Annotated in this window: 24 protein-coding genes; 18 read left to right on the top strand and 6 right to left on the bottom strand. The window is 72.2% G+C overall.

The genetic code is table 11. The annotated features are described in order from the left end of the window. Positions 1 to 58: 58 nt before the first annotated feature. Complete coding sequence (locus HCN51_RS15620; RefSeq protein ID WP_168010329.1) at positions 59 to 1,075, top strand: ABC transporter substrate-binding protein; 1,017 nt, start codon at positions 59 to 61, stop codon at positions 1,073 to 1,075. Here the strand turns inward: HCN51_RS15620 and HCN51_RS15615 are convergent. After that, a complete protein-coding gene (locus HCN51_RS15615) occupies positions 1,069 to 3,489 on the bottom strand; it encodes a helicase-associated domain-containing protein (RefSeq protein WP_168010328.1) in 2,421 nt (806 codons plus the stop codon). The two genes, HCN51_RS15620 and HCN51_RS15615, sit on opposite strands and share 7 nt — an antisense overlap. 78 nt (positions 3,490 to 3,567) lie before the next feature. Next, positions 3,568 to 4,062 (bottom strand): ATP-binding protein, encoded by a 495-nt coding sequence (locus HCN51_RS15610; protein WP_080041321.1) that lies wholly within the window; start codon positions 4,060 to 4,062, stop codon positions 3,568 to 3,570. 335 nt (positions 4,063 to 4,397) lie between these two features. On the opposite strand from HCN51_RS15610, the gene HCN51_RS15605 reads away from it, so the two are divergent. The 6 genes from HCN51_RS15605 (at position 4,398) to HCN51_RS15580 (ending at position 7,807) form a co-directional block, all read left to right on the top strand. Beyond that, positions 4,398 to 5,219 (top strand): helix-turn-helix domain-containing protein, encoded by an 822-nt coding sequence (locus tag HCN51_RS15605; RefSeq protein ID WP_168010388.1) that lies wholly within the window; start codon positions 4,398 to 4,400, stop codon positions 5,217 to 5,219. Then, positions 5,220 to 5,456 carry a DUF397 domain-containing protein gene (locus HCN51_RS15600; protein WP_080041320.1) on the top strand — a complete coding sequence of 79 codons (237 nt, stop codon included), beginning with the start codon at positions 5,220 to 5,222 and terminating at the stop codon, positions 5,454 to 5,456. It abuts the gene before it with no gap. A gap of 99 nt (positions 5,457 to 5,555) precedes the next feature. After that, positions 5,556 to 5,801 (top strand): 3'-5' exonuclease family protein, encoded by a 246-nt coding sequence (locus HCN51_RS15595; RefSeq protein WP_230465429.1) that lies wholly within the window; start codon positions 5,556 to 5,558, stop codon positions 5,799 to 5,801. Positions 5,802 to 5,862: 61 nt separating this feature from the next. Then, positions 5,863 to 6,621 carry a hypothetical protein gene (locus HCN51_RS15590; protein ID WP_168010327.1) on the top strand — a complete coding sequence of 253 codons (759 nt, stop codon included), beginning with the start codon at positions 5,863 to 5,865 and terminating at the stop codon, positions 6,619 to 6,621. A gap of 20 nt (positions 6,622 to 6,641) precedes the next feature. After that, positions 6,642 to 7,547 carry a maleylpyruvate isomerase family mycothiol-dependent enzyme gene (locus tag HCN51_RS15585; protein WP_168010326.1) on the top strand — a complete coding sequence of 302 codons (906 nt, stop codon included), beginning with the start codon at positions 6,642 to 6,644 and terminating at the stop codon, positions 7,545 to 7,547. Beyond that, complete coding sequence (locus HCN51_RS15580; RefSeq protein WP_168010325.1) at positions 7,547 to 7,807, top strand: sigma factor; 261 nt, start codon at positions 7,547 to 7,549, stop codon at positions 7,805 to 7,807. The genes HCN51_RS15585 and HCN51_RS15580 overlap by 1 nt, the downstream gene beginning before the upstream one ends. Positions 7,808 to 7,811: 4 nt before the next feature. Here the strand turns inward: HCN51_RS15580 and HCN51_RS15575 are convergent, their stop codons facing one another. After that, positions 7,812 to 8,393, bottom strand: a complete 582-nt coding sequence (locus HCN51_RS15575; RefSeq protein ID WP_168010324.1) for a histidine phosphatase family protein — start codon at positions 8,391 to 8,393, stop codon at positions 7,812 to 7,814. A gap of 27 nt (positions 8,394 to 8,420) precedes the next feature. Then, positions 8,421 to 9,332 (bottom strand): TIGR03621 family F420-dependent LLM class oxidoreductase, encoded by a 912-nt coding sequence (locus HCN51_RS15570; RefSeq protein WP_168010323.1) that lies wholly within the window; start codon positions 9,330 to 9,332, stop codon positions 8,421 to 8,423. A 128-nt stretch (positions 9,333 to 9,460) separates the two neighbouring features. Between HCN51_RS15570 and HCN51_RS15565 the strand changes: the two genes are divergently transcribed. The 11 genes from HCN51_RS15565 to HCN51_RS15515 all read left to right on the top strand — a co-directional run bounded on the left by HCN51_RS15565 (position 9,461) and on the right by HCN51_RS15515 (position 18,327). After that, the gene (locus tag HCN51_RS15565; RefSeq protein ID WP_080041313.1) at positions 9,461 to 9,664 is read left to right on the top strand and encodes a hypothetical protein; all 204 of its coding nucleotides are present in this window, start codon (positions 9,461 to 9,463) and stop codon (positions 9,662 to 9,664) included. Then, positions 9,661 to 10,029: a fic family toxin-antitoxin system, toxin component gene (locus HCN51_RS15560; protein ID WP_168010322.1), complete on the top strand. Its 369-nt coding sequence runs from the start codon at positions 9,661 to 9,663 to the stop codon at positions 10,027 to 10,029. Before HCN51_RS15565 ends, HCN51_RS15560 begins: the two co-directional genes overlap by 4 nt. 58 nt (positions 10,030 to 10,087) lie before the next feature. After that, complete coding sequence (locus HCN51_RS15555) at positions 10,088 to 10,855, top strand: phytanoyl-CoA dioxygenase family protein (protein ID WP_168010321.1); 768 nt, start codon at positions 10,088 to 10,090, stop codon at positions 10,853 to 10,855. Further along, positions 10,840 to 11,799 carry a phosphotriesterase gene (locus HCN51_RS15550; protein ID WP_168010320.1) on the top strand — a complete coding sequence of 320 codons (960 nt, stop codon included), beginning with the start codon at positions 10,840 to 10,842 and terminating at the stop codon, positions 11,797 to 11,799. Before HCN51_RS15555 ends, HCN51_RS15550 begins: the two co-directional genes overlap by 16 nt. Continuing rightward, complete coding sequence (locus tag HCN51_RS15545) at positions 11,796 to 12,989, top strand: cytochrome P450 (RefSeq protein ID WP_168010319.1); 1,194 nt, start codon at positions 11,796 to 11,798, stop codon at positions 12,987 to 12,989. The genes HCN51_RS15550 and HCN51_RS15545 overlap by 4 nt, the downstream gene beginning before the upstream one ends. Next, a complete protein-coding gene (locus HCN51_RS15540) occupies positions 12,986 to 13,789 on the top strand; it encodes an SDR family oxidoreductase (protein ID WP_168010318.1) in 804 nt (267 codons plus the stop codon). The genes HCN51_RS15545 and HCN51_RS15540 overlap by 4 nt, the downstream gene beginning before the upstream one ends. Before the next feature lie 9 nt (positions 13,790 to 13,798). Next, complete coding sequence (locus HCN51_RS15535; RefSeq protein ID WP_168010317.1) at positions 13,799 to 14,668, top strand: Gfo/Idh/MocA family protein; 870 nt, start codon at positions 13,799 to 13,801, stop codon at positions 14,666 to 14,668. Between the two features lie 199 nt (positions 14,669 to 14,867). Beyond that, positions 14,868 to 15,830 (top strand): ABC transporter substrate-binding protein, encoded by a 963-nt coding sequence (locus tag HCN51_RS15530; RefSeq protein WP_168010316.1) that lies wholly within the window; start codon positions 14,868 to 14,870, stop codon positions 15,828 to 15,830. Between the two features lies 1 nt (position 15,831). Beyond that, entirely contained in the window at positions 15,832 to 16,866 is a 1,035-nt protein-coding gene (locus HCN51_RS15525; protein WP_168010315.1) for an iron chelate uptake ABC transporter family permease subunit, read from the top strand. 49 nt (positions 16,867 to 16,915) lie between these two features. Continuing rightward, complete coding sequence (locus HCN51_RS15520; RefSeq protein WP_168010314.1) at positions 16,916 to 17,689, top strand: ABC transporter ATP-binding protein; 774 nt, start codon at positions 16,916 to 16,918, stop codon at positions 17,687 to 17,689. After that, entirely contained in the window at positions 17,686 to 18,327 is a 642-nt protein-coding gene (locus tag HCN51_RS15515; RefSeq protein ID WP_168010313.1) for an adenosylcobinamide amidohydrolase, read from the top strand. Before HCN51_RS15520 ends, HCN51_RS15515 begins: the two co-directional genes overlap by 4 nt. Here the strand turns inward: HCN51_RS15515 and HCN51_RS15510 are convergent. Both HCN51_RS15510 and HCN51_RS15505 read right to left on the bottom strand, forming a co-directional pair. Further along, positions 18,315 to 20,036 (bottom strand): hydantoinase B/oxoprolinase family protein, encoded by a 1,722-nt coding sequence (locus HCN51_RS15510; protein ID WP_168010312.1) that lies wholly within the window; start codon positions 20,034 to 20,036, stop codon positions 18,315 to 18,317. The genes HCN51_RS15515 and HCN51_RS15510 overlap by 13 nt on opposite strands. After that, positions 20,033 to 22,150 carry a hydantoinase/oxoprolinase family protein gene (locus HCN51_RS15505; protein WP_168010311.1) on the bottom strand — a complete coding sequence of 706 codons (2,118 nt, stop codon included), beginning with the start codon at positions 22,148 to 22,150 and terminating at the stop codon, positions 20,033 to 20,035. The genes HCN51_RS15510 and HCN51_RS15505 overlap by 4 nt, the downstream gene beginning before the upstream one ends. Positions 22,151 to 22,212: the final 62 nt, after the last annotated feature.

The raw sequence follows: 22,212 nt of genomic DNA, 5'->3' as shown, positions 1-22,212 counted from the left end.
TAGGCAAGGCTAATCTAATGCCCGTACAAGAAGGCAAGCCTAACCATTGGAGATGTACATGTCGGGACCGGTACTGGCTCGCAGGGGCTTCCTGGCGGGCGCGGCAGGACTCGCGACGGCCCTGACACTCGCGGCATGCGGTGACGGCGGGACGGCCACGCAGGCGAGCCCCGGGGCCGCGGCCTCGTCCGCCGCCCCCGCCCGGGCGTGGACGTTCACCGACGACCGCGGCAAGAAGCTTGAGCAGCCCAAGGTCCCCACCAGGATCGTCGCCCAGGTGGGCGCCGCGGCCGCCCTGTGGGACTTCGGCGTGCGCCCGATCGGCGTGTTCGGCCCGCACAAGCTGAAGGACGGCAGCAAGGACCCGCAGGCCGGCAACGTCGACATCACCAAGGTCACGGGCCTGGGCAACGTGTGGGACGAGTTCAACGTCGAGCAGTACATCGCGTTGCAGCCCGACCTGCTCGTCAGCAGCATGTACATCAACGGCACCCTCTGGTACGTGCCCGAGAAGTCCAAGGACACCATCGAGCAGGTCGCCCCGACCGCCGGCATCATGCTCACCGGCAAGAGCGCCACCGAGGTCATCGGCAGGTACGAGGAGCTCGCCAAGTCGCTCGGCGCCGGCATGGAGGGCGTGCCCGAGGCCAAGGCCCGCATGGAGGCGGCCACCAAGGAGCTCGGCCAGTTCAAGAACCTCAAGGTCCTGCTCGTGTCCGGCGGCGCCGACGCGTTCTGGGTGGTCAACCCGCCCGAGTACCCCGACATCGTGCACATGGTCAACGCGGGGCTGAACGTCGTCACCCCGGCCAAGGTGGACGAGGGCGGCTTCTTCCAGACGCTGAGCTGGGAGAACGCCGACGAGTACGACGCCGACGTGATCCTCTACGACACGCGTACGCAGGCGCTCAAGCCCGAGGAGATGATGAAGAAGCCGACGTTCGCCAAGCTCCCCGCGGTCAAGGCGGGCCAGCTCTACCCGTGGTCGGCCGAGGCTCCCTTCAGCTACCAGGGGTACGCGACGTTCCTGGAGGAGCTGGTGGCGAACCTGAAGAAGGCGAAGCCGCTTCAGTAAGCCCCGCGCACCTCGACGATCTCGGCGAGGGGGAATTCGAGGTAGTCGCCGGCCTCCTCGCACCAGGCGTCGAGCGCGCCGCCCTTGAGCTCGCCGTGGCTGATCGTCGCGGTCAGCCCGTCGGCCAGCGTGATGCCGGCGCGCACGCCCCGGTCGACCACGAACCCGAGCAGCGACTGCTGCGCCGTCGGCAGCCTGGTCGCCATCCTGCCGATGATCGCCCAGGTGCGGCCGTTCTTCTCGTCGTCGGCGCGGCCGGCGGCGACGAGGCGGCGGGCGTGCTCGTACGGGTCGGGCGGCGGCTCGGCCAGCATGTGGGGCAGCGCGCCGTACTCGGCCAGGCCGGGGAACTCCGACAGCTCCGCCACCTGGCCGCCGGGCAGCAGGATGAGCTTGCCGGGGGCGCTCTCCTCGGCCCTGACCCGGTGGATGGTGATCTCGCCGGTGTCGGAGACGGGGACGGGGGAGTAGCCGGCCTCGCGCAGCGCCGCCAGCGTGCGGTCGGCGGGCGCCGCGCTGACCAGCACGGTGGGCGCCAGCAGCCGCAGGCCCAGCCGGATCAGCCGCCGGTTGGCGGCGATCTCGGCCAGCAGCCCCGTGTCGGTGGCCTGCACCACGCACCCGACCGTGGACACCGTCACCTCGCCGTGCCGGCGGGCGGTGTCGCGGACCAGGTATTCGAGCGGCTGCGGGATGGTGCCCACCCCGGCCAGCTCGTCGAGCAGCTCGTCGGCGTCGTAGCCCTGGTCGAGCGCGCGCCGCACGCTCGGCGTGGTGAAGCGCCACACGGAGGCGGCGCCCCGTGACTCGCGGTCGGCGCAGCGGTCGAGCAGCGCCGCCAGCTCCGCCGACGGCGGGCCCGTGACGACCGCGGTCAGGTCGGGCCCGAACAACGCGCTCCTGCGCACACTGGCCAGCGCCCTCGTGGCCGCCTCGGCCAGCATCGGGTCGTGCTCGACCATGGGGACGGCGTCGTCGTTCTCGTCTCCGGGCCCGGCCGTCAGGCCCGCGAGGGCGCGGCCGAGGTCGGTCAGCGTGTTGTTGGCCAGCAGGCCGAGCAGCCTGGCCTCGTCGAGCACGGCGGGCGCGCACTCGCGCAGCAGGTCGCGGTCGATCAGCGGGGCGTGCCAGTGGACGCTGCTGATCAGGCTGTCGCGGTCGGCGAAGGCCGTGCCCGCGGGCAGGTGGGCGAGCACCGCCAGCACGGCCCGGCGCACCTGGGCGAGCACGGGGCCGGCCGGGTCGTCGCCGAGCAGGGTGCCGTACTTGCCGTCGGTCTTGCGCAGCGAGGACCGCTCCATCCGCCACCACGCGGCCAGCAGCACCCGCAGCCGGGCCGAGCCCTCGTCGAGGCGCCACCGGTCGAAGCGCTCGGTGGGGATCATGCCGCCGGACGGCTCGTCCCACGCCAGCAGCCGGGCCACCGCGCACACTTCGAGCAGCAGGCGCGTCTCGTCCTCGTCGCAGCCGGTCTCCTTGGCCACCCTGCGGATCTCACGCACGCCCACGCCGCCGGTCTTCAGCAGCGGCAGCGGCGTCTTGGAGGCGTTGTCGAGCAGGGCCGCGCAGCGCTCGACCACGTGCGGCGCGGCCAGCGTCATCAGGTGGTCGACCTCCTCGGGGTCGACCGGGATGGTGGCCACCTCGGGCGCGTCGGGCAGGAAGGCCGGGTGGTAGCCGGAGCCGCGCAGGCAGATCGCCACCTCGCGGGGGATCTCGGCCTTGTGCCAGCTCGGCCGGAAGAGCAGGCCGTGGTCGGCGCACCACCGCTCGGGCGTGCCCGGGCTGACGAACCTGGCGCCGTCGACGGCGAGGGCGGGGCCGTCCCAGGCGAAGCGGTCGAGCAGCGGCACGGTGCCCTCGGGGGCGTGGCGCATCAGCGCCCTGACGCGGTCGGTGTCGCTGAGCGCCTCGATGACGCGGGCGATCATGCGGCGCTTGTTGCCCTGCACGGGCAGGCCGAGGTTGCGGGCGAGCGTGTGCAGCGCGTCGTTGCTGATCGACCAGGCGTTGAGGTAGTGGCTGAGGGGCTCGCCGAGGCTGAGCGGAGCGGTCCACCAGCGGGAGACGCCTTCGGCGAGCCGGATGACGCCTTCGTCGTCGGGCCACGCCAGGGCGTGGTCGTAGAGGTGCTCCAGCCAGGGCGCCACCTCCTCGGGCGGGCTGCTCAGGAAGCGCGCCAGCGACTCGGGGGTGGGGCGGGTCATGGCCAGGGCGGTCTCGGCCACCTGGAGGCAGGGCAACGGCAGGCGGCGCAGGGTCTCGATCACGGCGACGGCGTTGCCGAGCCGCTGGGCCAGGGTGTCGAGCCGCCTGGGCCAGGGCGCGGCGATGGCGTCAGGCCTGTTGGCCAGGATGCGGCCGAGCCTGTCCTCGTCCAGTGTTCGCAGCCAGCCGAGCAGGTGATCTTCCATCTGTCAGCACTCTCATGGGGTCGCGCGCGGGACTCACCGTGAGCCATGACCATCCACGGTAATGCAGATCACCCCCGGTCAGGAGAGGACTGCCCAGACGATCTTTCCGTGAGGCGCGAGTGCGGACCAGCCCCAGCGGAGGCTGAGCGATTCGACGATGTGGAGTCCGAGGCCGCCGGTGTCAAGGGGGCCAGGGTATCGCAGCACCGGCACCGAGGAGCCGGGATCGGTGAAGGCGCTGGTCACCAGCGGCCCCCGGCGGACGAGGGACATGTGGACCGAGCGCTGGCGGCACGGGTCGTCGAGGCACAGGCCGTGCCGCAGCGCGTTGGTGGCGAGCTCGGAGACCACCAGCTCCATGTTGTCGGCCAGCTCGCCGAGACCCCAGCCGGTCAGCGCGCCCACGGTGAAGCTGCGGGCGGAATGGACCGAGGCGGCGGTGGGCGGGAGCACGAACGTGGCACTCATGGACGGGCCGGGGACCAGCAGATCGCGGGCGGCCTCCGGCCACCAGCCGACAGGGGGCCACCAATCGAACGTGGTCCACTGGCCGTGTGCCGTGGTGGGTTGCACGTGATCATTCTGCTTCAAACTCTCGTGCAGGTGCAAGAGCGAATGCACGTGCAGACAACTCGTGCACGCGCTACGGTTGCCCTCAAATGGTCAATATGGGGGAAAGGGGATCTTGTCCGCGGCCCATGATCTTTCGGCCGTGAAGTGACAGACTGTAGGTGCATACTCCGCTACCCTGCGGTCGCCCGTACAAAAGGGGCAATCGCGGGTGCAGTTCGCTACGTGCGGTGGGCGCCGCCGAGAACGGTGCGGTCCCGCCGTGTTGCAAGGAAACGACCAAGGAGCAGCACGTGTCGATTGATCCGCCCGGGACCGGTTCAACCGTTCGGCGCATCATGCTGGGGGCGAGTCTCAGGCGTCTCCGCGAGGCCAGCGGGCTGGACCGGGCACAGGCCGGATTCCACATCCGGGCGTCCGAGTCCAAGATCAGCCGCATGGAGCTCGGCCGCGTGGGCTTCAAGACACGTGACGTGGAAGACCTGCTCACCTTGTACGGCGTCGTCGACGATGCCGAACGCCGTGCCCTGTTGGAGATGGTTCGCGAGGCCAACACCCCCGGGTGGTGGCACAAGTACTCGGCCGAGCTGCCGTCGTGGTTCACCACGTACATCGGCCTGGAGGAGGCCGCCAGCGTGATCCGCACCTACGAGGTGCAGTTCGTGCCCGGCCTGCTGCAGACGGCCTCGTATGCGCGTTCGGTCTTCCAGCTTGGCAACCCCGATGCGAGTCCCGAGAGAATCGAACGGCGCGTGCACATGCGCATGCAGCGCCAGGAGCGCTTCACCCAGAAAGACGGACCCCGGCTGTGGGCCGTCATCGACGAGGCGGCGCTCAAGCGGACCATCGGCGGGCGGGAGGTCATGTCCGAGCAGCTCCAGCATCTGCTGGAAGTCGCTGCCCTTCCCAACATCACCATCCAGGTGATGCCCTTCAGATTCGGCAAGCACGCCGCTGAAGGGGGCGCGTTCAGCATCTTGCGGTTTCCCGAGTCCGATCTGTCGGACGTTGTCTACGTCGAGCAGCTCTGGGGTGCCCTGTACCTGGACAAACGTGAGGACATCGATCCGTACCTCACGGCCATGGAGCAGTTGTGCGTGGAGAGCACCACGCCAGGGGGCACCGTCGAGCTCATCGGCGGTCTTCTCAGAAAGATGTAGATGAACCAGACCTACAACGGCATGCCGGCGGCTGACCTCACCCAGGTCGCCTGGCGCAAGAGCCGCTACAGCAACTCGCAGGGCAACTGCGTCGAGCTCGCCGCGCTCCCCGACGGGGGCATCGCGGTGCGCAACTCGCGCTTCCCCGACGGCCCTGCCCTCATCTATACCCGCGACGAGATCCGGGCCCTGGTGCTCGGGGTGAAGGACGGAGAGTTCGACGGCCTCCTCGTGTAACAGCATGTTCACACCGGCGCGCCTCGCGTAACGAGGGCGCGCCGGTGGCGTAACCGCCCGGCCTCGTCCCTTGGCCAGGATCGGGTCATGCTCGACCAGATGACTCTGTATCCGATCGCCGACGACGTGCTGTTCGCGCCGGGCGGCAAGGTCGTGATCCGCACATACGGCGTGGCGCCCGCGACCACGGGCGCCTCCGTCTCCTACCGCACCTGGGTGACCGGCATCAGGGACCAGCCGCGTTACTGGCACTGGGGTCACTTCGAGGACGCCGCGTCCGGGCACCGCCGGGTCCTGGAATGGCTGACGGGGCGGGGGCCGCAGCCTTCCCAAGCGCTGGCCTGATCGCCTATCCTCTTGTCCCAAGCAATCGCTTGGTGACGCTTTTCGGGGCGGAGGAGGCGTGGTGCGGCGCGCGATCCACCTGATCGAGGAGGTCGACTTCCGGCCCATGAACTCCAGGCGCCCGCTGGAGTACCTCACCTGGCTGACCCGCTACAAACGCGAGGACGAGGAGCGCGCCGCCCCGCAGCTCACCTCCGGCATGTCCATCCGCTCGCGCGAGATCGACCTCGTCGGCGCCTTCTACGCCGTCGGCATCACCGGGCACCCCCAGTTCAAGGCCGTCACCCTGTGGGACTGCCATGGCGGCTGGGACGGCGGCTGGCGCCAGATGATGGAGATCTACCAGGGCGTGGACGAGCGGCTGTTCCTGTCCGACATCGACGACCTGCGCTTCTCGGCGTACTCCCGGCCGCTCGGCGCCGCACCCGGCTGCCCGCCGCTCGGGCAGGCGCCCGCCGCCGAGCTCTACCTGTTCGAGAACGCCCGCGTCCGCCCCGGCGCCGCCCTCGACTACCTGCACGCCGTACGCACCGAACGGGCCCCGCTGCTCGCCGAGCACGGCCACACCCTCGTCGGCCTGTACGAAGTGCTCTTCTGCGACACCGAGGCGGTCACCGTCTGGGCCGTCTCCCTCGACGACCACCTCGCCACCCAGCGCGCCCGCGACGCGGCGCTCGGCCTCGACGACGAGGTCGAGCCCGACCTCCGGCTGCTCGACTGGGGAAAACGCGCCCGCGACTACCTTGAGGGCCGCTGGCGTGAGACGCTTCTGGCACCCTTCCCCGGCTGCCGCCTGGCGCCAGGGAGCCCGCCGGGTTAGCGTCGGCTGCGGAGGTGGCCATGACGGACTCCTACCTCTACAACGGGCAGAGCCCAGACGACCACGTCTCCTCGTGCCCCGACTGCAGTGCCGCCATCGCGCTGCTCGACGAGCCGGAGACGGCCGTCAGGCCGCCCGCGCCGCTGCGCGAGGCCGTGCTGTCCATGGCGCGGCGGCGCCGCAGCCCGGCCGTCACGCCCGTCGCCACCGTCGCCGCCCCCTACGCCGAGCAGGTCGCGCTCATGGACGACCTGCTGAGCGAGCTGAGCCCGCCCGACTGGGAGGCTCCCATCGCCAGGCACGGCACGGTCAGGGGCCTGGTCGAGCATCTGGCCGCCAACGACGCCACCGTGGCCGCGTTCATGGGCGTGCCCCGCACGGAGGTGGCCGCGCCCGCCGCGCCGGTCCACCGGCGCTGGCGCGAGCAGGCCGGATCCCTGCTGCAACGCGTCTCCGCCGGCAGCGCGGTGCTGCTCGACGTGGAGGTGACGCTGGCCGGCCCGAGCCCCGTCCCCGTTCGCGCGCCGCTGCGCCAGGCCCTGGTGCAGCGCACGTTCGAGACGTGGACGCACGCCGACGACATCAGGGCCGCCACCGACCGCTCCAGAGCCGCGCCCCGGCCCGAGCACGTGCGCATGATCGCCGAGTTCGGCCTGGCGCTGCTGCCGCGCGCCATGAACGCGAAAGGGCCGCGCCGCGACGTCTCCGTCACCATCGTGCTGACCGGCCCCGGCGGCGGCACCTGGACGATCCCGCTCTCACCGGCCTCCGACCACGTCGGCGTGCTCCTCTCGGCCGACGCCGTCGACTTCTGCCGGCTGCTGGCCAACCGGTGGCTGCCCGGCTGCTTCCCGTACGCCGCCGAGGGCGACCCCGCGCTCGCCCGCGACCTCGTCCGTGCCGCCGCGACGCTGGGATGCGACTGATGAGCGACATGGACCTGTGCGCCCGCCTCACGGCCGGCGACCTCGACGCGCTGGCCGACGCCTACGACCAGCACGGCCCGTACGTGTACGGCGTCGCCGTCAAGGTCACCGGCAGCCAGGCGTACGCGGAGGAGGTCACCCAGCACGTGTTCAGCGCGCTCTGGGAGCAGCCGCTGTCCTACGACCCCAGCCTGGGCTCGTTACGGGGCTGGCTGGTGAGCCGGGCCCTGCACGAGTCGGCCCTGCGCACGAAGGTCTGAGTCGCTAGCACACGGGGGCGTTCCAGTTGAGCAGCACCGGCTCGGCGTGCTCGAACCCGAGCCGCGAGTAGGTGCCCGTGTCCAGCTTCAGCAGCCTGCCGTCCTCGGGCGCCAGGCGCAGCCAGCGGGCGGCCAGCACGCGCAGGAAGTGCCCGTGCGCCACCAGCGCCACCCGGCCCTCCACCGCCATGGCCCGCTCGATCACCCGGTCGGCCCGCGCGCCCACCTGCGCCGCGCTCTCGCCGGGATGCTCGGCGTCGCCCGGGATCACGCCGTCACGCCACAGGTACCATCCGGGTCTGGTCTCCCTGATCTGCGGCGTCGTGATGCCCTCGTAGCCGCCGTAGTCCCACTCCCACAGGTCGGCGTCCACCTCGTAGTCGCTCAGCCCGGCCAGCTCCGCCGTGCGGCGGGCGCGCTGGGCGGGGGAGACGAGCACCAGCTCGTACGTCTCCTTGATCACGGGCGCCAGGGCCCTGGCCTGCTCCTCGCCGTGCTCCGTCAAAGGCAGGTCGGTACGGCCGGTGTGTCTGCCCGCCTTGCTCCATTCGGTCTCACCGTGCCGGAGAAGCAGCATGTCGTTCATGTGTCCCATCATCGGGCACGCCGGTTTTCACCTTGATGCCAGGTCTTCCACGACGGGCTCGAAGGCGGCGAGATCCCGCTCGTGATGCACCACGAAATACGAAATATCATGCTCGTCCCGCCAGTAGCGGAGCTTGTCGGCGATGTCCTGCCGCGTACCGAGGAGCACCTGCGGCGTCCCCTCCAGTGGGCCGCTGTCGGCCGCGCTCCACGCCTCCTCCGCCTTCCGCTCGCCCACCTGCAGCACGCTCGTGCCGAGTTCGAGCCGCGCGTACCGCTCCCCGGCCGCCTCCCGCACGGCGGTGAGCTTGCCGAGCAGCGCCTCCGGTTCGGCGTCGCGCGGATCGGGTCCGCTGCCGTCGGGCCGCACCCGCGTCCCGATGTTCACGACGTCGGCCTCCTCGGCCGCCAGCCGCAGCATCCTGGCCCCGCCCGCCCCGATCACCAGCGGCGGCCGCGGCTGTTGCAGCGGCTTCGGCCGCTGGTCCAGCCCCGCGATCCGGTAGTGCCGTCCCTCGAAATGGAACGGCCCCTCGCCCCAGAGCCCCTTGAGCACGGCCAGGGCCTCCCGCAGCCGCTCGACCCGCACCCCGGGCGGCTCCAGCGCCAGCCCGGCGCCCGCGTAGTCGCCGGCCAGCCACCCGGTCCCGACGCCCACCTCCAGCCGCCCGTCGGACAGCAGGTCGAGCGTGGCCGCCTCCTTGGCCAGCACGGCCGGGTGCCGGAAGTCGTTGGCGAACACGAGCGTCCCCACCCGCAACCGGGTGGTGGCACAGGCGGCCGCGGTGAGCGCCGCGACGGGCGCGAACCTGGGGCCGACGAGGTGGTCGGGCACGAGCAGCACGTCGAACCCGGTCCCTTCCAGCCTCCTGGCCTTCTCCGCCCACTCCTTCCCCGACCCGGCCTGCCGCACCACCGCCCCGAACCTGAACCGCCGCACACCCGCCTCCGCTTCTACCAAGTGCTTGCTTGGAGCATAGCGGCTCTCCAGAAACCGCGACCATTCGGAGTGGAGCGGCTACACTTCGTGTTCTTCTTGATGTTGCTAGCAGGAGCTAGCATGAAAGGGTGAAGCAGTTGAACATCCGAGTGCCGGATCAGATGCTCGAGGAGATCAAGGCTCGAGCCGCTGACCGCAGCCAAACGGTGCAGGACTACATCACGTCACTGATCAGCCGCGATATCGACGCCGAGCGCGCCGCGGCCCGCCAGTTCATCGGGGAGGTGCTCGAGCGGGACGGCGAGTGGCTTGAGCGCTGGGAGCGGCTGTGACCCCCATGGATGTGCGCGCCATGCTGATCCTCGCCGAGGAGATGCCCGGCGACCCGGGCGTGCTCGACTACGGCGCGCTCGTGGCGGCGCAGGCCAGGCATGCCGCCACGGTGATCGGTGACGATGTCTACCCGTCGCTCGCGGGCAAGGCGGCCGCGCTTCTGCACAGCCTCCTGCGCGTCGAGGCTCTCAGCGAGCGTAACCGTCCGTTCGCCTGGCTGGTGGCCCTGCGCTTTCTCGCCCTGAACGGGGGCGCGCTGCCGAAGGTGGACCCTGCCACGGCCGTCGAGGTCCTGGAAGGAGTGCGCCGCGGTGACGTCGGGGTGGCGCCGCTGGCGTCGTGGCTGGCGGAGCAGGTGCGCTGAGAGGCGGGAGCGGATCAGGGGCTTACCAAGCGCTTGCTTTAGGTGCCAGACTGGGGGCATGGAGATCCCGGTGCGTCAGGCGAGCGAGGACGAGGCGGCGTTCTTCCACGAGCACGGGTGGGTGCGGCTCGCCCGGATGGTTCCGCCCGAAGTCGTCGGCGAGCTGCGTGAGCGGGCCATGGGATATCTCGACGCGCGTTCCCGGCGGCACGAGAGCCTGGTCGACCAGGCGTTCGGGCAGTCCAGGGACATCGCGGCGAGTGACGAGGCGTTCGCCGCGCTGGCGATGAGCCCCGCGATGGGCCGCACCGCCGTCCGGCTGCTGCGCGGCGTGCGGGCGGTGCGCGTGCAGGTGACCAACCTGCTCGTCAAGGAGCCGGGCGAGCACGGCGCCACCGAGTTCCACCAGGACTTCCCGTGGATGCCGATGGACCGCTCGGCCATGCTGACCGTCTGGCTGGCCCTGTCGGACGTGCCCGCCGAGATGGGGTCGCTGCGCTTCTACGAGGGCTCGCACCGCCTCGGCCTGCTGGGCCGGAGCTTCACCCGACCCGGGGACGACCAGCTGACCCAGCATCCCTGGCTGAAGGAGCTGGAGCTGTCGCCGCCGCTCGACCTCAAGGCGGGCGACGCGACCGTGCACCACGCCCTGACCGTGCACGGCGCCCCCGCCAACCGCCGCGAGACCCCGCGCCTGTCCTTCACCGTCACCTACTTCGACGCCGACGCCCTCTACACGGGCCTGCCGTACAAGCAGACCGACGGGCTCGGGCTGCGGGTGAACCGGCCGTTCGAGCACGAGAGGTTCCCGTGCCTGAGACCGTGAGGGGCCCGGTCGCCGACCTCGGGGCGACGCTCATGCACGAGCACGTCTTCGGCCTGAGCCCCGAGATCCTGTGGAACTGGCCGGACATCCCGGAAGGCTGGGACCTGGAGGCGCGGGCGCGCGAGGCGGCGGGCAAGCTGGACGCGCTCAAGGCCGCCGGCATCGACACCATCGTGGACCTCACGGTGGTGGGCCTGGGCAGGTACGTCCCGGCCGTGCAGCGGGTGGCCGAGCTGACCTCCGTGAACATCGTGGCCGCGACCGGCCTCTACACCTACGACGCGCTGCCGCCGTACTTCGGCAACCGGGGCCCGGGGTCGTTGTTCGGCGGGCCGGACCGGCTGGCCGAGTTCTTCGTACGGGACCTCACGGAGGGCATCGGCCGCACCGGCGTCAAGGCGGCCGTGCTGAAGTGCGCCTCCGACCATCTCGGGATGACGAAGGGGTGCGAGCGGGTGTTCAGGGCGGTCGCGCAGGCGCACCTGGAGACCGGGGCGCCGATCACGACGCACTCCCACAGCGCCTCCAAGGGCGGGCTCGACCAGCAGAAGCTGCTCGCCTCGCTGGGCGTGGACCTGGAGCGGGTGGTGATCGGGCACGCGGGCGACTCGACGGACGTGGCCTACCTGGAGGAGCTGGTCGCGAACGGGTCGTACCTGGGCATGGACCGGTTCGGCATCGAGACGATCAGCCCGTTCGAGGACCGGGTGGCGATCGTGGCGGAGCTGTGCGCGCGGGGGCACGCCGGAAAAATGGTCTTAAGTCACGACTCGTACTGCTTCAACGACCGCTTCGACGCCGACGTCGTCCGGCAGCGGCACCCGCACTACCACCTGCTGCACATCTCCCGCGACGTGCTGCCCGCGCTGCGCCGGAGAGGCGTCACGGACGACCAGATCCACCAGATGCTCGTCGTCAACCCGCGGAGGATCCTGGCACCATGATCGAGGACTTCGACGTCGGCGCCGCCTGGCACGTCGCCGCCCCCTACGCGTTCCTGGCCGGGCTGCGGGCGCGGACGCCGGTGTTCAAGAGCGAGCACCTGGGCGCGTACGTGCTGACCCGGTACGCCGACGTGCGGGCCGCGTACAGCGACCCCCGGCGCTTCTCCTCCAGGGGCTCGCTGACGATCTCGCGCAGCCTGACCCGCGCCACGCGGGACAAGCTCGGCGAGCACGGCTCGTTCCTGTCCAGCTTCGTGGCGAACGTGGACCCGCCCGACCACACGCGCCTGCGCCGGTCGGTGTCGAAGGCGTTCACGCCGCGCGCGGTGGCCGCCATGGAGCAGGACTTCCGGCGGCTGAACGAGGACCTGCTCGACCGGCTGGCCCCGCGCGGCCACGCCGACTTCGTCACCGACCTCGGCCACGAGCCGTCGATCAAGCTGACCGCCCGCTTCATCGGCGTGCCGGAGGCGGACGAGGCGTTCGTGCAGGCGCGGGTCAAGGACTGGTTCCAGCTCTTCCTGTCGCCGCAGCCGCCGGAGCGGCAGCTGGAGCTGGCCGGCGGCTTCCTGACCTACCTCGACTACGTGGACCGCCTGGTCGCCGCGCGGGCCAAGGACCCCCAGGACGACTTCACGTCCCTGATGACCTCGCTCATCGGCGACGAGCTGACGCACCGCGAGGTCGTCGAGCTGATCTCCACGATCCTGCTCGGAGGCAACGACACCGTGCCCAATCAGCTCGGCAACGCCGTCCTGCGGCTGCTGCGCGAGGGCGTCTGGCCGGTGCCGCCCGCGCTGGTGGCGAACGCCGTCGAGGAGTGCATGCGCATCGACGGGGCCTCGCTGGGCTCCTTCCGGTACGCGGCCGAGGACGTCACCCTGCACGGCGTGACGATCCCGCGCGCGGCCCTCGTGCTGCTGTCCACCGACTCGGCCGGGCACGACGAGAGCGTCTTCCCCGACCCCGAAAGGTTCGTGATCGACCGGCCGAACGCCTCCGAGCACCTGGTGTTCGGCTACGGCATCCACTTCTGCGTGGGGGCCGCGCTGGGGCGGCTGCAGCTGCGTACCGCACTGGAGGTGCTGGGGCGGCGGCTGCCGCGGCTGCGGCTCGCGCCCGGCCAGGACATCACCTACCGCAGGTCGATCGTCGGCCGCGGCCTGACGTCGCTGCTGGTGGAGTGGTGAGCGGGCGGTTCGACGGGAAGGTGGCGCTCGTGACGGGCGCCGGGTCCGGCATCGGCGCGGCCTGCGCGGCCCGCCTCGCCGCCGAGGGCGCCTGCGTCGGCGTGCTCGACCTCCGTACGGCCGGCGCGCGGGCCACCGCCGCGGCGATCCGCGCGCGCGGCGGCACGGCGATGGCGCTGACCTGCGACGTCTCCGACGACAAGCAGGTGGAGGAGGCGGTGGCGACGCTGGTGACCTCCTTCGGCCGGGTGGACGTCCTGCACTCGAACGCGGCCGTGCTCGACCACGGCGTGTACGGGCGGGACCGCGAGCTGGAGACCCTCGACGTGGCCGTCTGGGACCGCACCATGGAGGTCAACCTGCGCGGCGCCATGCTCATGGTCAAGCACACGGTGCCCGTCATGCCGGACGGGGGCGCGATGGTGCTCACCTCGTCGGTGTCCGCGCTGGTGGGCGACACGGTCCACGCCGCGTACGGGGCGTCGAAGGCGGCGCTGCTCGGCTTCACCCGGTACGTGGCGACGATGTACGGCACGCGCGGCATCCGCTGCAACGCGGTCGCGCCCGCCCTCGTCCTGACCCCGGCCGCCGAGCGCGCCCTGACCCCCGACCAGCTCGCCGTCAAGCAGGCCGAGCGGCTGCTGCCGTGGGCCTGCTCGGTGGACGACGTCGCGAGCCTCGTGGCGTTCCTCTGCTCGGACGAGGCGCGCTGCCTGACGGGCCAGACCCTCGTGATCGACTCGGGGACGCTCGCGCACCGCCCCCAGCACGCGGTTGAGCGGTGGCGCTCGCGGCCGTAGGTTGCACCGATGAGCGATCTGCAAAAACCGGTGGCGGTGGGACTGATCGGGGCGGGGCCGTGGGCGCGGATGGCGCACGTGCCGATGCTGGCGAAGGGGCCGCACACGCGGCTCGCCGGAGTGTGGGCCCGCAGGCCGGAGGCCGCCGCCGAGCTGGGGGCGCCGGTGATCGCGACGGTGGAGGAGCTGTTCGAGCACTGCGAGGCCGTGGCGTTCTGCGTGCCGCCCGCCGTGCAGGCCGGGTACGCCGTACAAGCGGCCCGGGCCGGGAAGGCGCTGCTGCTGGAGAAGCCGCTGGCCGAGACGCTGGAGCAGGCCGAGCGGGTGGCCGCCGCCGTCGCGGAGGCGGGCGTGGCGTCCCAGATGGTCCTGACCTTGAGGTACGCGCCGCAGACCCGCGCGTTCCTGGCCCGCTGCGCCGAGATCGAGCCGTTCGGCGGCCACGCCGCGAACATCTCCGGCATGCTCCTCGGCGACCACCCCTTCGCCACCCCCTGGCGGCGCGCGCACGGCCCGCTCCTCGACGTCGGCCCGCACCTGATCGACGTGCTGGACGCCGCGCTCGGCCGGGTCACCGGCGTGCGCGCGCACGGCGACCCGCTCGGCTGGGTGGGGCTGCTGCTGGAGCACGAGGGCGGCGGCGTCAGCGAGGTGTCCCTGTGCATGACCGCCGCCGGCGACCCGCCGCCGCAGACGATCGCCGTGTACGGCCGCGCGGGCGGTGCCGTCCTGCCGCACTTCGACGACGACCCGCTGGGGACGATCGCGGAGGAGTTCGCCACGACGGTGCGCGCGGGCGGCGGCCACCCCCTCGACGCCGCCCACGGCCTGAGGTTGCAGCGGATCATCGCCGGGGCGCGGGTCCAACTCGCCCCTTGACGCGGGCGGCATCTGGGGCATTGATAACGTTTGTCCGATGCGCAGAGCGCAGCGAAGTCCGGTGCGAGTCCGGCGCTGTCCCGCAACTGTCATAGCCAGGTCGCCTGCCTCCGCGCTGACGTCATCAACCCTCGTGGAAAAGGGTGATCCGTCCCTCAACGCGGGTCTCTCGGTTCCGAACAGTGTGAAAGGACTTCTCGTGAGGCCCGTACGCACGGCCTTCGCGGGCGCGCTGCTGGGAACGCTCCTCCTGGCCGGATGCGGCCAGGGCGGCGACACCACCACGTCCGCGCCCCCGTCCGCTGCTCCCACCACCGGCGCGACCGCCGCCTCCTCCGGCGACTTCCCCGTCACCGTCGAGGCCGCCAACGGCAAGGTCACCATCGCCAAGAAACCCGAGCGGATCGTCTCGCTCTCGGCCACCCACACCGAGACGCTGTTCGCCATCGGCGCCGGCCCCCAGGTCATCGCCGTCGACGACCAGTCGAACTACCCGCCCGAGGCTCCCAAGACCGACCTGTCCGGCTTCAAGCCGAACGTCGAGGCCATCGTCGCCAAGAAGCCCGACCTCGTCATCGTCTCCGACGACCTCGACAAGGTCGTGGCCGAGCTGGGCAAGGTCAACGTGCCCGTCCTGTTCCAGCCGTCCGCCAAGAAGCTCGACGAGGCGTACGAGGAGATCGCCGAGCTCGGCGCCGCCACCGGCAACAAGGCCAAGGCGGACGAGGTCGTCGCCGGCATGAAGGCCGCCATCGGCAAGCTGGCCGCCCAGGCGCCCAAGGGCAAGCAGCTCACCTACTACCACGAGCTCGACACCACCCCCTACGCCGCCACGTCCCAGACCTTCATCGGCCAGATCTACGGCCTGTTCGGCCTGACCAACATCGCCGACAAGGCGCCCGACGCGGCCGGCGGCTACCCCAAGCTGTCCGCCGAGTTCGTCGCCCAGGCCGACCCCGACCTGATCTTCCTGGCCGACGTCAAGTGCTGCCGGCAGAGCAAGGACACCCTGGCCAAGCGGCCGGGATGGAAGGACCTGTCCGCCGTCAAGAACGACCGCGTGATCCAGCTCGACGACGACATCGCCTCCCGGTGGGGGCCCCGCGTCGTCGACCTCGCAGAGGCCATCGGCACCGCGGTCGCCAAGGCGGGCACGAGCTGACGTGGTGACCCAGGCCGGCCCGTCCAGGGCCAGACCCCTGTGGGTGGTGTGCGCGCTGGTCGTGCTGGCCGTCTCCATGATCGCCGCCCTGCTCGGCGGGGCCGCCGACATCTCGCCCTGGCAGGTCGTCCTCCAGGTCGCGGACTGGCTGCCGCTCGTCCACGTGGACTCCGGGCTCGCGCCCGTCGAGCAGGGGCTGCTGTACGAGCTGCGGCTGCCGCGCGTGCTCGTCGCCGCCGTCGTCGGCGGGCTGCTCGCCATGGCCGGCGCCGGGTACCAGGGCGTCTTCCGCAACCCGCTCGCCGACCCGTACCTGCTGGGCGCCGCCGCCGGGGCGGGGCTCGCGGCGACCGCGGCCATCGTGCTGCTGCCGTCCGTGGCCGGGAGCATCCCCGTGGCGGCCTTCCTCGGGGCCGTGGGCGGCGTGTTCCTCGCGTACACGCTCGGCAACACCGCCGGGCGGGCCGGCGGCACGGCCACGCTGGTGCTCGCCGGGGTCGCGGTCACCTCGTTCCTCACCGCGATCCAGACGTTCGTCCAGCAGTTCAAGGTCGAGGAGCTGCAGCGCATCTACTCCTGGATCCTCGGCGACGTCGGCGGCGGGTGGGACCAGTTCTGGCTCGTCCTGCCGTACGCCGCCGTCTCCGCCATGCTGCTCCTGCTGCACGGGCGCATGCTGGACGTGCTGTCCGTCGGCGACGAGGAGGCCACCAGCCTCGGGGTGCCCGCCGCCCGGGTGCGGCTCATGGTGCTGCTGGCCGCGTCCCTGGCCACGGCGGCGGCCGTCGCCGTGAGCGGGCTCATCGGGTTCGTCGGGATCGTGGTCCCGCACGTCGTGCGGCGCATCGCCGGCGGCTCGTACCGGGTCGTGCTGCCGCTGTCGCTGATCGGCGGGGCCGCGTTCCTCGTGCTGGCCGACCTCGCGGCCCGCACCGTGATCGCGCCCGCCGAGCTGCCGATCGGCGTCGTGACCATGTTCGTGGGCGCGCCGTTCTTCGTCGCCGTCCTGCGCATGACCAGGCGGGCGAGCACATGACGACACGGAGTGGGCGTGTGATCGGGCCTGTGCTCAGGCAGGGGGGCTCATGATCAGCGCGAACGGGCTGTCCGTGCGGCTCGGGGAGCGGGACGTCCTCGACGGCGTGAGCTTCGAGGTGCGGCAGGGCGAGTGGGTGGGCGTCATCGGGCCCAACGGGGCCGGCAAGTCCACCCTGCTCAAGGCCCTCATGGGGCTGGTCGCCCACCGGGGCGAGATCCTGCTCGGCTCCCGCCCGTCCCGCGAGCTCAAGCCACGACAGCGGGCCAGGCTGCTGGCGTACGCGCCGCAGACGCCCGCCCTGCCGCCCGACATGACGGTCTTCGACTACGCCCTGCTGGGCCGCACCCCGTACATCCCCTACCTCGGCCGCGAGAGCCGCCACGACCGCGAGGTGACCGGCTCCGTGCTGGAGCGGCTCGACCTGACCGCGCTGGCCGGCCGCCGCGTCGGCGAGCTGTCCGGCGGCGAGCGGCAGCGCGTCGTGCTCGCCCGGGCGCTCGCCCAGGAGGCGCCCGCGCTGCTGCTGGACGAGCCCACCACCGCCCTCGACCTCGGCCACCAGCAGCAGGTGCTGGAGCTGGTGGACCGGCTGCGCCGCACCGACGGCCTCACCGTCGTCACGACCCTGCACGACCTGACCGTCGCCGGCCTCTACGCCGACTCCCTCCTGCTCCTGACCGGCGGCCGGGCCGCCGCCGCCGGCGAGCCCGCCCGCGTCCTCACCGAAGAGCTCGTCGGACGGCACTTCGACGCGCACGTCAAGATCGAGCCGGGCCCCGACGGGCGGCCCGTCGTGCACCTGGTACGGGGAGGGCCGTGAAGCTCGGCTACCGCGAGGAGGACGGGGCCCGGCTCGGTGCGCTGCTCTGGGAGTTCGGGCCCGGCTGGCGGATGATCTCCTCCGCCATTCTCGGCGGCGGGATCGGCCCCCGCGAATGGGTGCTGAACGCGCAGGTCGTCGCCGGGTACGCGCGGATGGACCCGGTCGACCACCTCGTGTCGCTGGGCCCTTCCGGCGGCGCCGGGGTGGGGATGATGACCGCCGCCTCCGTGGACCGCTGCGTCCGGGCCGACGACGGGGGCGTGCAGGCGTACGCCACCGTCGGCCTGCGCGTCCCCACCTGGGCCGCCGCCCCCGAGGGACACGCGGACCCCGAGCTGGCGCCCATGCGGGTCGGCACCATCAACATCGTGGTCGTCCTGCCCGTGGCCATGACGGACGCGGCGCTCGTCAACACCGTGATGACGGTCACCGAGGCCAAGACCCAGGCACTCGTCGAAACGGGCTTCGCCGGCACGGGCACCGCCTCGGACGCGGTGTGCGTGGCGGTGCCCGCCGAGGGGGAGGAAGAGCTGTTCGGCGGGCCGCGGTCGGAGTGGGGGGCACGGGTGGCACGGGCGGTGCACGCGGCCGTGCGGCGGGGAGCCGAGGCGTGGCGGCCTCGTCACTCCAAGTGAGGGAAGTGCGCTGTAGGCAAGGGCGAGACTCCCGATACTGATTCGAGGCTGACCCCGTAGTCCTCGGCCGCCCCCCGCGCCGACACGCGTCCCGCGTCGAGGTCGGCCAGGATCGCCTCCCGGTCCCGCTCCGACGGGGGCCCCAGGCCGCCCCCGCCCGTCGTCTCCACGATGAACGCCTCCCCGGCCGCGAACCGGACATTGTTCACCTTGGACGCCAGCCGCTCCACCGTCCCGTCCACCCGCCGCCGGTAGAAGCCGCCCAGCCGCCCCGGCAGCCCGCCCTCCCGCCCCGGAGGGGCCAGGCGGAGGCGGTCGCCGCGGGTCGTCACGTGGCAGTCCGCCAGGAACCGGTACACCGTGCGCGACCCCAGCCCGCCCCGGTACCGGCCGGGGCCGCCCGAGTCGGGGATCGTCTCGATCGACTCCACGATCAGCGGGCAGCGGCTCTCCACCGGCTCCACCTGCGGCACCGAGTTCCGTCCCACCCCGAAGTGCACGCCCGTCGCGTCCGGGCCGTCCAGGCCGCGGCGCGCGCCCACGCCGCCGAAGTCGTACGACAGGTGGATCCAGTACGGCGCCCCCACGGCCGCGATCGAGAACGGCTGCAGGATGCCGCTGGCCGCGATGGCCCGCTCCGGCACCGCGTCCGACAGCGCCTGGAAGACGGCCTCCATGGCGGCGTAGATCGGGACGAACCGGCCGCCGCACGGGTGCGGGGAGCGGGCGTTGAGCAGCGAACCCTCCGGCAGGTGCACCTCGATGGCGCGCAGGCAGCCGTCGTTCATCGGGATCGCGGGATCGAGGAAGCAGCGCACGGCGAACACGGCGGCCGCCAGCGACTGCGACGCCGAGGCGTTGATCGCCGCCGGCACCTGCGGGTCCGTGCCGGCGAAGTCCAGTGCCGCCGTACGCCCGCCGAGCGTCACGGCCACCCGCACGTGGTGCCGCCGGTCCGGGTCGATCCCGTCGTCGTCGATCGGGTACGACGCCTCGAACCGGCCCTCCGGCAGCTCCGCCAGCGCCGCCCTGGTCCTGGCCTCCGTGTGGTCGAGATAGGCGTCGACGCCTGCGGCCAGGCCGTGCTCGCCGTACTCCGAAATCAGGGACTCCAGGCGGGCGGCGGCCACCTTCGTGCCGGCCACCAGGGCGCGGACGTCACCCATGACCTTGCCGGGGGTGCGGCTGTTCGCCCGCAGAATCGCCTCGATCGCCGGCTCCACGACACCCTCGGCGGTCACCAGGCGGACCGGGGGGAGCTGCAGGCCCTCCAGGAAGATGTCCGTGGCCAGCGGCGCCATCCCGCCCGCCGACAGGCCGCCCAGGTCGGAGACGTGGATCATGGTGGCGGTGAAGTACGCCGGGTCGCTCCCGACGAAGACGGGGCGGTAGACGAGCAGGTCGTTCGTGTGCACGCCGCCCCGGTAGGCGTCGTTCAGCACGTACACCTCGCCCGGAAGCATCGTTTGCGGCGGGACGTCCTTGAGCAGCTCGGGGAGGGCGACCTTGAGCGCCATGCTGTTCATCAGCGTCGTGGCCATCGAATGGGCGATCAGGCGGCCCCGGGCGTCCAGGATCGCCGCCGAGGCGTCGGAGCCCTCGACGATGAACGTCGAATACGCCGAGCGGACCACCACGATACTGGCCTCCTCGGCGGCCACCACGAGCGCGTTCCTCAGCACCTCGGCGGTGAGCGCATCGGCGGTCATCGGCCGCTCCTGACGAGGTGGACGGCTTGGGCGGGCGTGAGGGTGGCCGCCCAGCCGGGTGGGACGACGATCGTCGACTCGGGATCCTCGATCACGGCGGGGCCTTCGACGGTGGCGTCCGGCTCGGTGGCCAGGGTTCGCCTGGTGTGGACGGGCACGTCGGCGTAGCCACCGCACTCGGGGAAGTACGCCCTCCGCGTGGTGACGCGAGTCGCGCCCCGCTCCGCCGTACGGGCGCCGGTGCCCGCCGTGCGCGTTGCGCCGGGCTCCTGCGTTCGGGTGCTCGCCGTACCGGCGCTGGGATGGTGCGCCGGGGCGGGGGCTGGGGCGTTGGCCGCTGGCGTGTCCGCCAGCGGGTCGGCGGGGACGGAGACGCGGACGCGGTAGCTGACCAGTTCGATCTCGCCGCGTTGCGTGATCCCGTACACCTCCGCGTACCGCCGGTGGAAGCGTGACTCCAGTTCGGCCCGGTCGTCGGACCAGTCCACGGTCAGGTCGTGGGACTGGCCCTTGAAGCGGACGTCCACCGAGCGGTGGACCCGCACCCCGGGCGTCCCGAGGGGGACGGCGAGGTCGGTGGCGGCGGCTTCGGCGAGGGTGGTGAGCAGGGCGGCGGGGTCGGGGGCGTCGAGGTGGGACTGGACGCGGTCGGTGGACAGGTCGCCGGACAGGAGGCCGGCGGCCGAGGCGACGCCGCAGTGGGCGGGGACGACGACGGTGGTGATGCCGAAGCGGGCGGCGATGCGGGCGGCGTGCATGGGGCCGGCGCCGCCGGAGGCGACGAGGGCGAAGCCGCGGGGGTCGATGCCGCGTTGCACGGTGACGACGTGCACTGCCGACGCCATGGAGGCGCTGACGATCTCGTGCACGGCGTACGCGGCCTGCTCGCGCGTGACGCCGAGCGGTGAGGCGAGCCGGTCCAGAGCCTTGTCCGCGAGTGCGGGCGAGAGGGGGATGGAGGCGGAGGAGAGGTAGCCGAGGATGAGGTTGGCGTCGGTGACGGTGGGTTCGGCGCCGCCGAGGCCGTAGCAGGCGGGGCCGGGGGAGGAGCCGGCGGAGCGGGGGCCGACGCGCAGGGCGCCGGCGGGGTCGAGCCAGGCCACGCTGCCCCCGCCGGCCCCGACTTCGGCGAGGTCGATGGCGGGGGTCTTGATGGGCACGCCGGTGCCGGCGCGCCGCCCGCCGAAGCTGCCCTTGCCGCCGACGTGGAACTCGTGCGTGATCTCGGGCCGCCCGCCGCGCACGACGCACGTCTTGGCGGTGGTCCCGCCCATGTCGAACGAGATCGCGTCGGCGAACCCGGCCCCGGCCGCGGCGAGCACTCCGGCGGCGGGGCCCGACTCGATGGTGGCGACGGCGCGGCGGGCGGCGAGTTCGGCGGGGATGACCCCGCCGCTGGACTCCATGACGTGGACGGGCGCGCGGATCCCGATCCCGGCGAGCCGTTCCCGCAGCCGGGACAGGTAGGAGGCCATGAGCGGGCCGATGTAGGCGGACATGATGGTGGTGGTGGCCCGCTCGTACTCGCGCAGTTCGGGCCAGGTCTCGGAGGAGGTGACGACGGCGGGGATCGTCTCGCGCAGGATCTCGGCGACGCGGCGTTCGTGGGCGGGGTTCGCGTAGGCGTGCAGCAGGCACACGGCGGCCGACCCGATCCCGCGGGCGGTGATGGCGGCGGCGGCGCGGCGTACGGAATCGGGGTCGAGGGGGGTGAGGACGGCGCCGCGGGCGGAGATGCGCTCGACCACTTCGAAGCAGTCGCCGGCCGCGACCGGGGGAGGGGGCGGGGTGAAGCGCAGGTCGTAGCGGTCCTCCTCGACGCGGGCGTAGCGGCCGAGCGGGACGGCGGCGCGGAAGCCCTGGGTGGTGACGAAGGCGACGCGTACGCCCTTGCGTTCGAGCACGGCGTTGGTGGCCAGAGTGGTCGCGTGCACCACCCTGGTGACCTGGGCGGGGTCACGCCCGGCGAGGACGCGTGTAACGCCGGTGAGTATGCCGGCGATGGGGTCGTAGTGGGTGCTCAGACATTTGGCCACGGATATCGCGCCGGACGTGTCTCTCAGGACCACGTCGGTGAAGGTGCCGCCGACATCGACGCCGATCGCGTAACCCATCCCGGTACGTTATGTCCCCGAGCAAGCGCTTGTCTATGTGGCGGTCTATTGACTTACGCCAG

Origin of the sequence: Nonomuraea composti (genome assembly GCF_012034275.1) — a bacterium.
Taxonomy (GTDB): domain Bacteria; phylum Actinomycetota; class Actinomycetes; order Streptosporangiales; family Streptosporangiaceae; genus Nonomuraea; species Nonomuraea composti.
The sequence above is the reverse complement of the archived record's forward strand: the minus strand, read 5'-3'. Positions and strand labels throughout refer to the sequence as shown.

Excerpts from the sequence above, each read along its gene's own strand:
- HCN51_RS15555 (WP_168010321.1), top strand. The coding sequence starts at position 10,088 with ATGGAGATCCCGGTGCGTCAGGCGAGCGAGGACGAGGCGGCGTTCTTC.
- HCN51_RS15510 (WP_168010312.1), bottom strand. The coding sequence starts at position 20,036 with ATGACCGCCGATGCGCTCACCGCCGAGGTGCTGAGGAACGCGCTCGTG.
- HCN51_RS15585 (WP_168010326.1), top strand. The coding sequence starts at position 6,642 with ATGACGGACTCCTACCTCTACAACGGGCAGAGCCCAGACGACCACGTC.
- HCN51_RS15520 (WP_168010314.1), top strand. The coding sequence starts at position 16,916 with ATGATCAGCGCGAACGGGCTGTCCGTGCGGCTCGGGGAGCGGGACGTC.
- HCN51_RS15615 (WP_168010328.1), bottom strand. The coding sequence starts at position 3,489 with ATGGAAGATCACCTGCTCGGCTGGCTGCGAACACTGGACGAGGACAGG.
- HCN51_RS15595 (WP_230465429.1), top strand. The coding sequence starts at position 5,556 with ATGACTCTGTATCCGATCGCCGACGACGTGCTGTTCGCGCCGGGCGGC.
- HCN51_RS15535 (WP_168010317.1), top strand. The coding sequence starts at position 13,799 with ATGAGCGATCTGCAAAAACCGGTGGCGGTGGGACTGATCGGGGCGGGG.
- HCN51_RS15600 (WP_080041320.1), top strand. The coding sequence starts at position 5,220 with ATGAACCAGACCTACAACGGCATGCCGGCGGCTGACCTCACCCAGGTC.
- HCN51_RS15505 (WP_168010311.1), bottom strand. The coding sequence starts at position 22,150 with ATGGGTTACGCGATCGGCGTCGATGTCGGCGGCACCTTCACCGACGTG.
- HCN51_RS15605 (WP_168010388.1), top strand. The coding sequence starts at position 4,398 with ATGCTGGGGGCGAGTCTCAGGCGTCTCCGCGAGGCCAGCGGGCTGGAC.
- HCN51_RS15575 (WP_168010324.1), bottom strand. The coding sequence starts at position 8,393 with ATGAACGACATGCTGCTTCTCCGGCACGGTGAGACCGAATGGAGCAAG.
- HCN51_RS15580 (WP_168010325.1), top strand. The coding sequence starts at position 7,547 with ATGAGCGACATGGACCTGTGCGCCCGCCTCACGGCCGGCGACCTCGAC.
- HCN51_RS15545 (WP_168010319.1), top strand. The coding sequence starts at position 11,796 with ATGATCGAGGACTTCGACGTCGGCGCCGCCTGGCACGTCGCCGCCCCC.
- HCN51_RS15620 (WP_168010329.1), top strand. The coding sequence starts at position 59 with ATGTCGGGACCGGTACTGGCTCGCAGGGGCTTCCTGGCGGGCGCGGCA.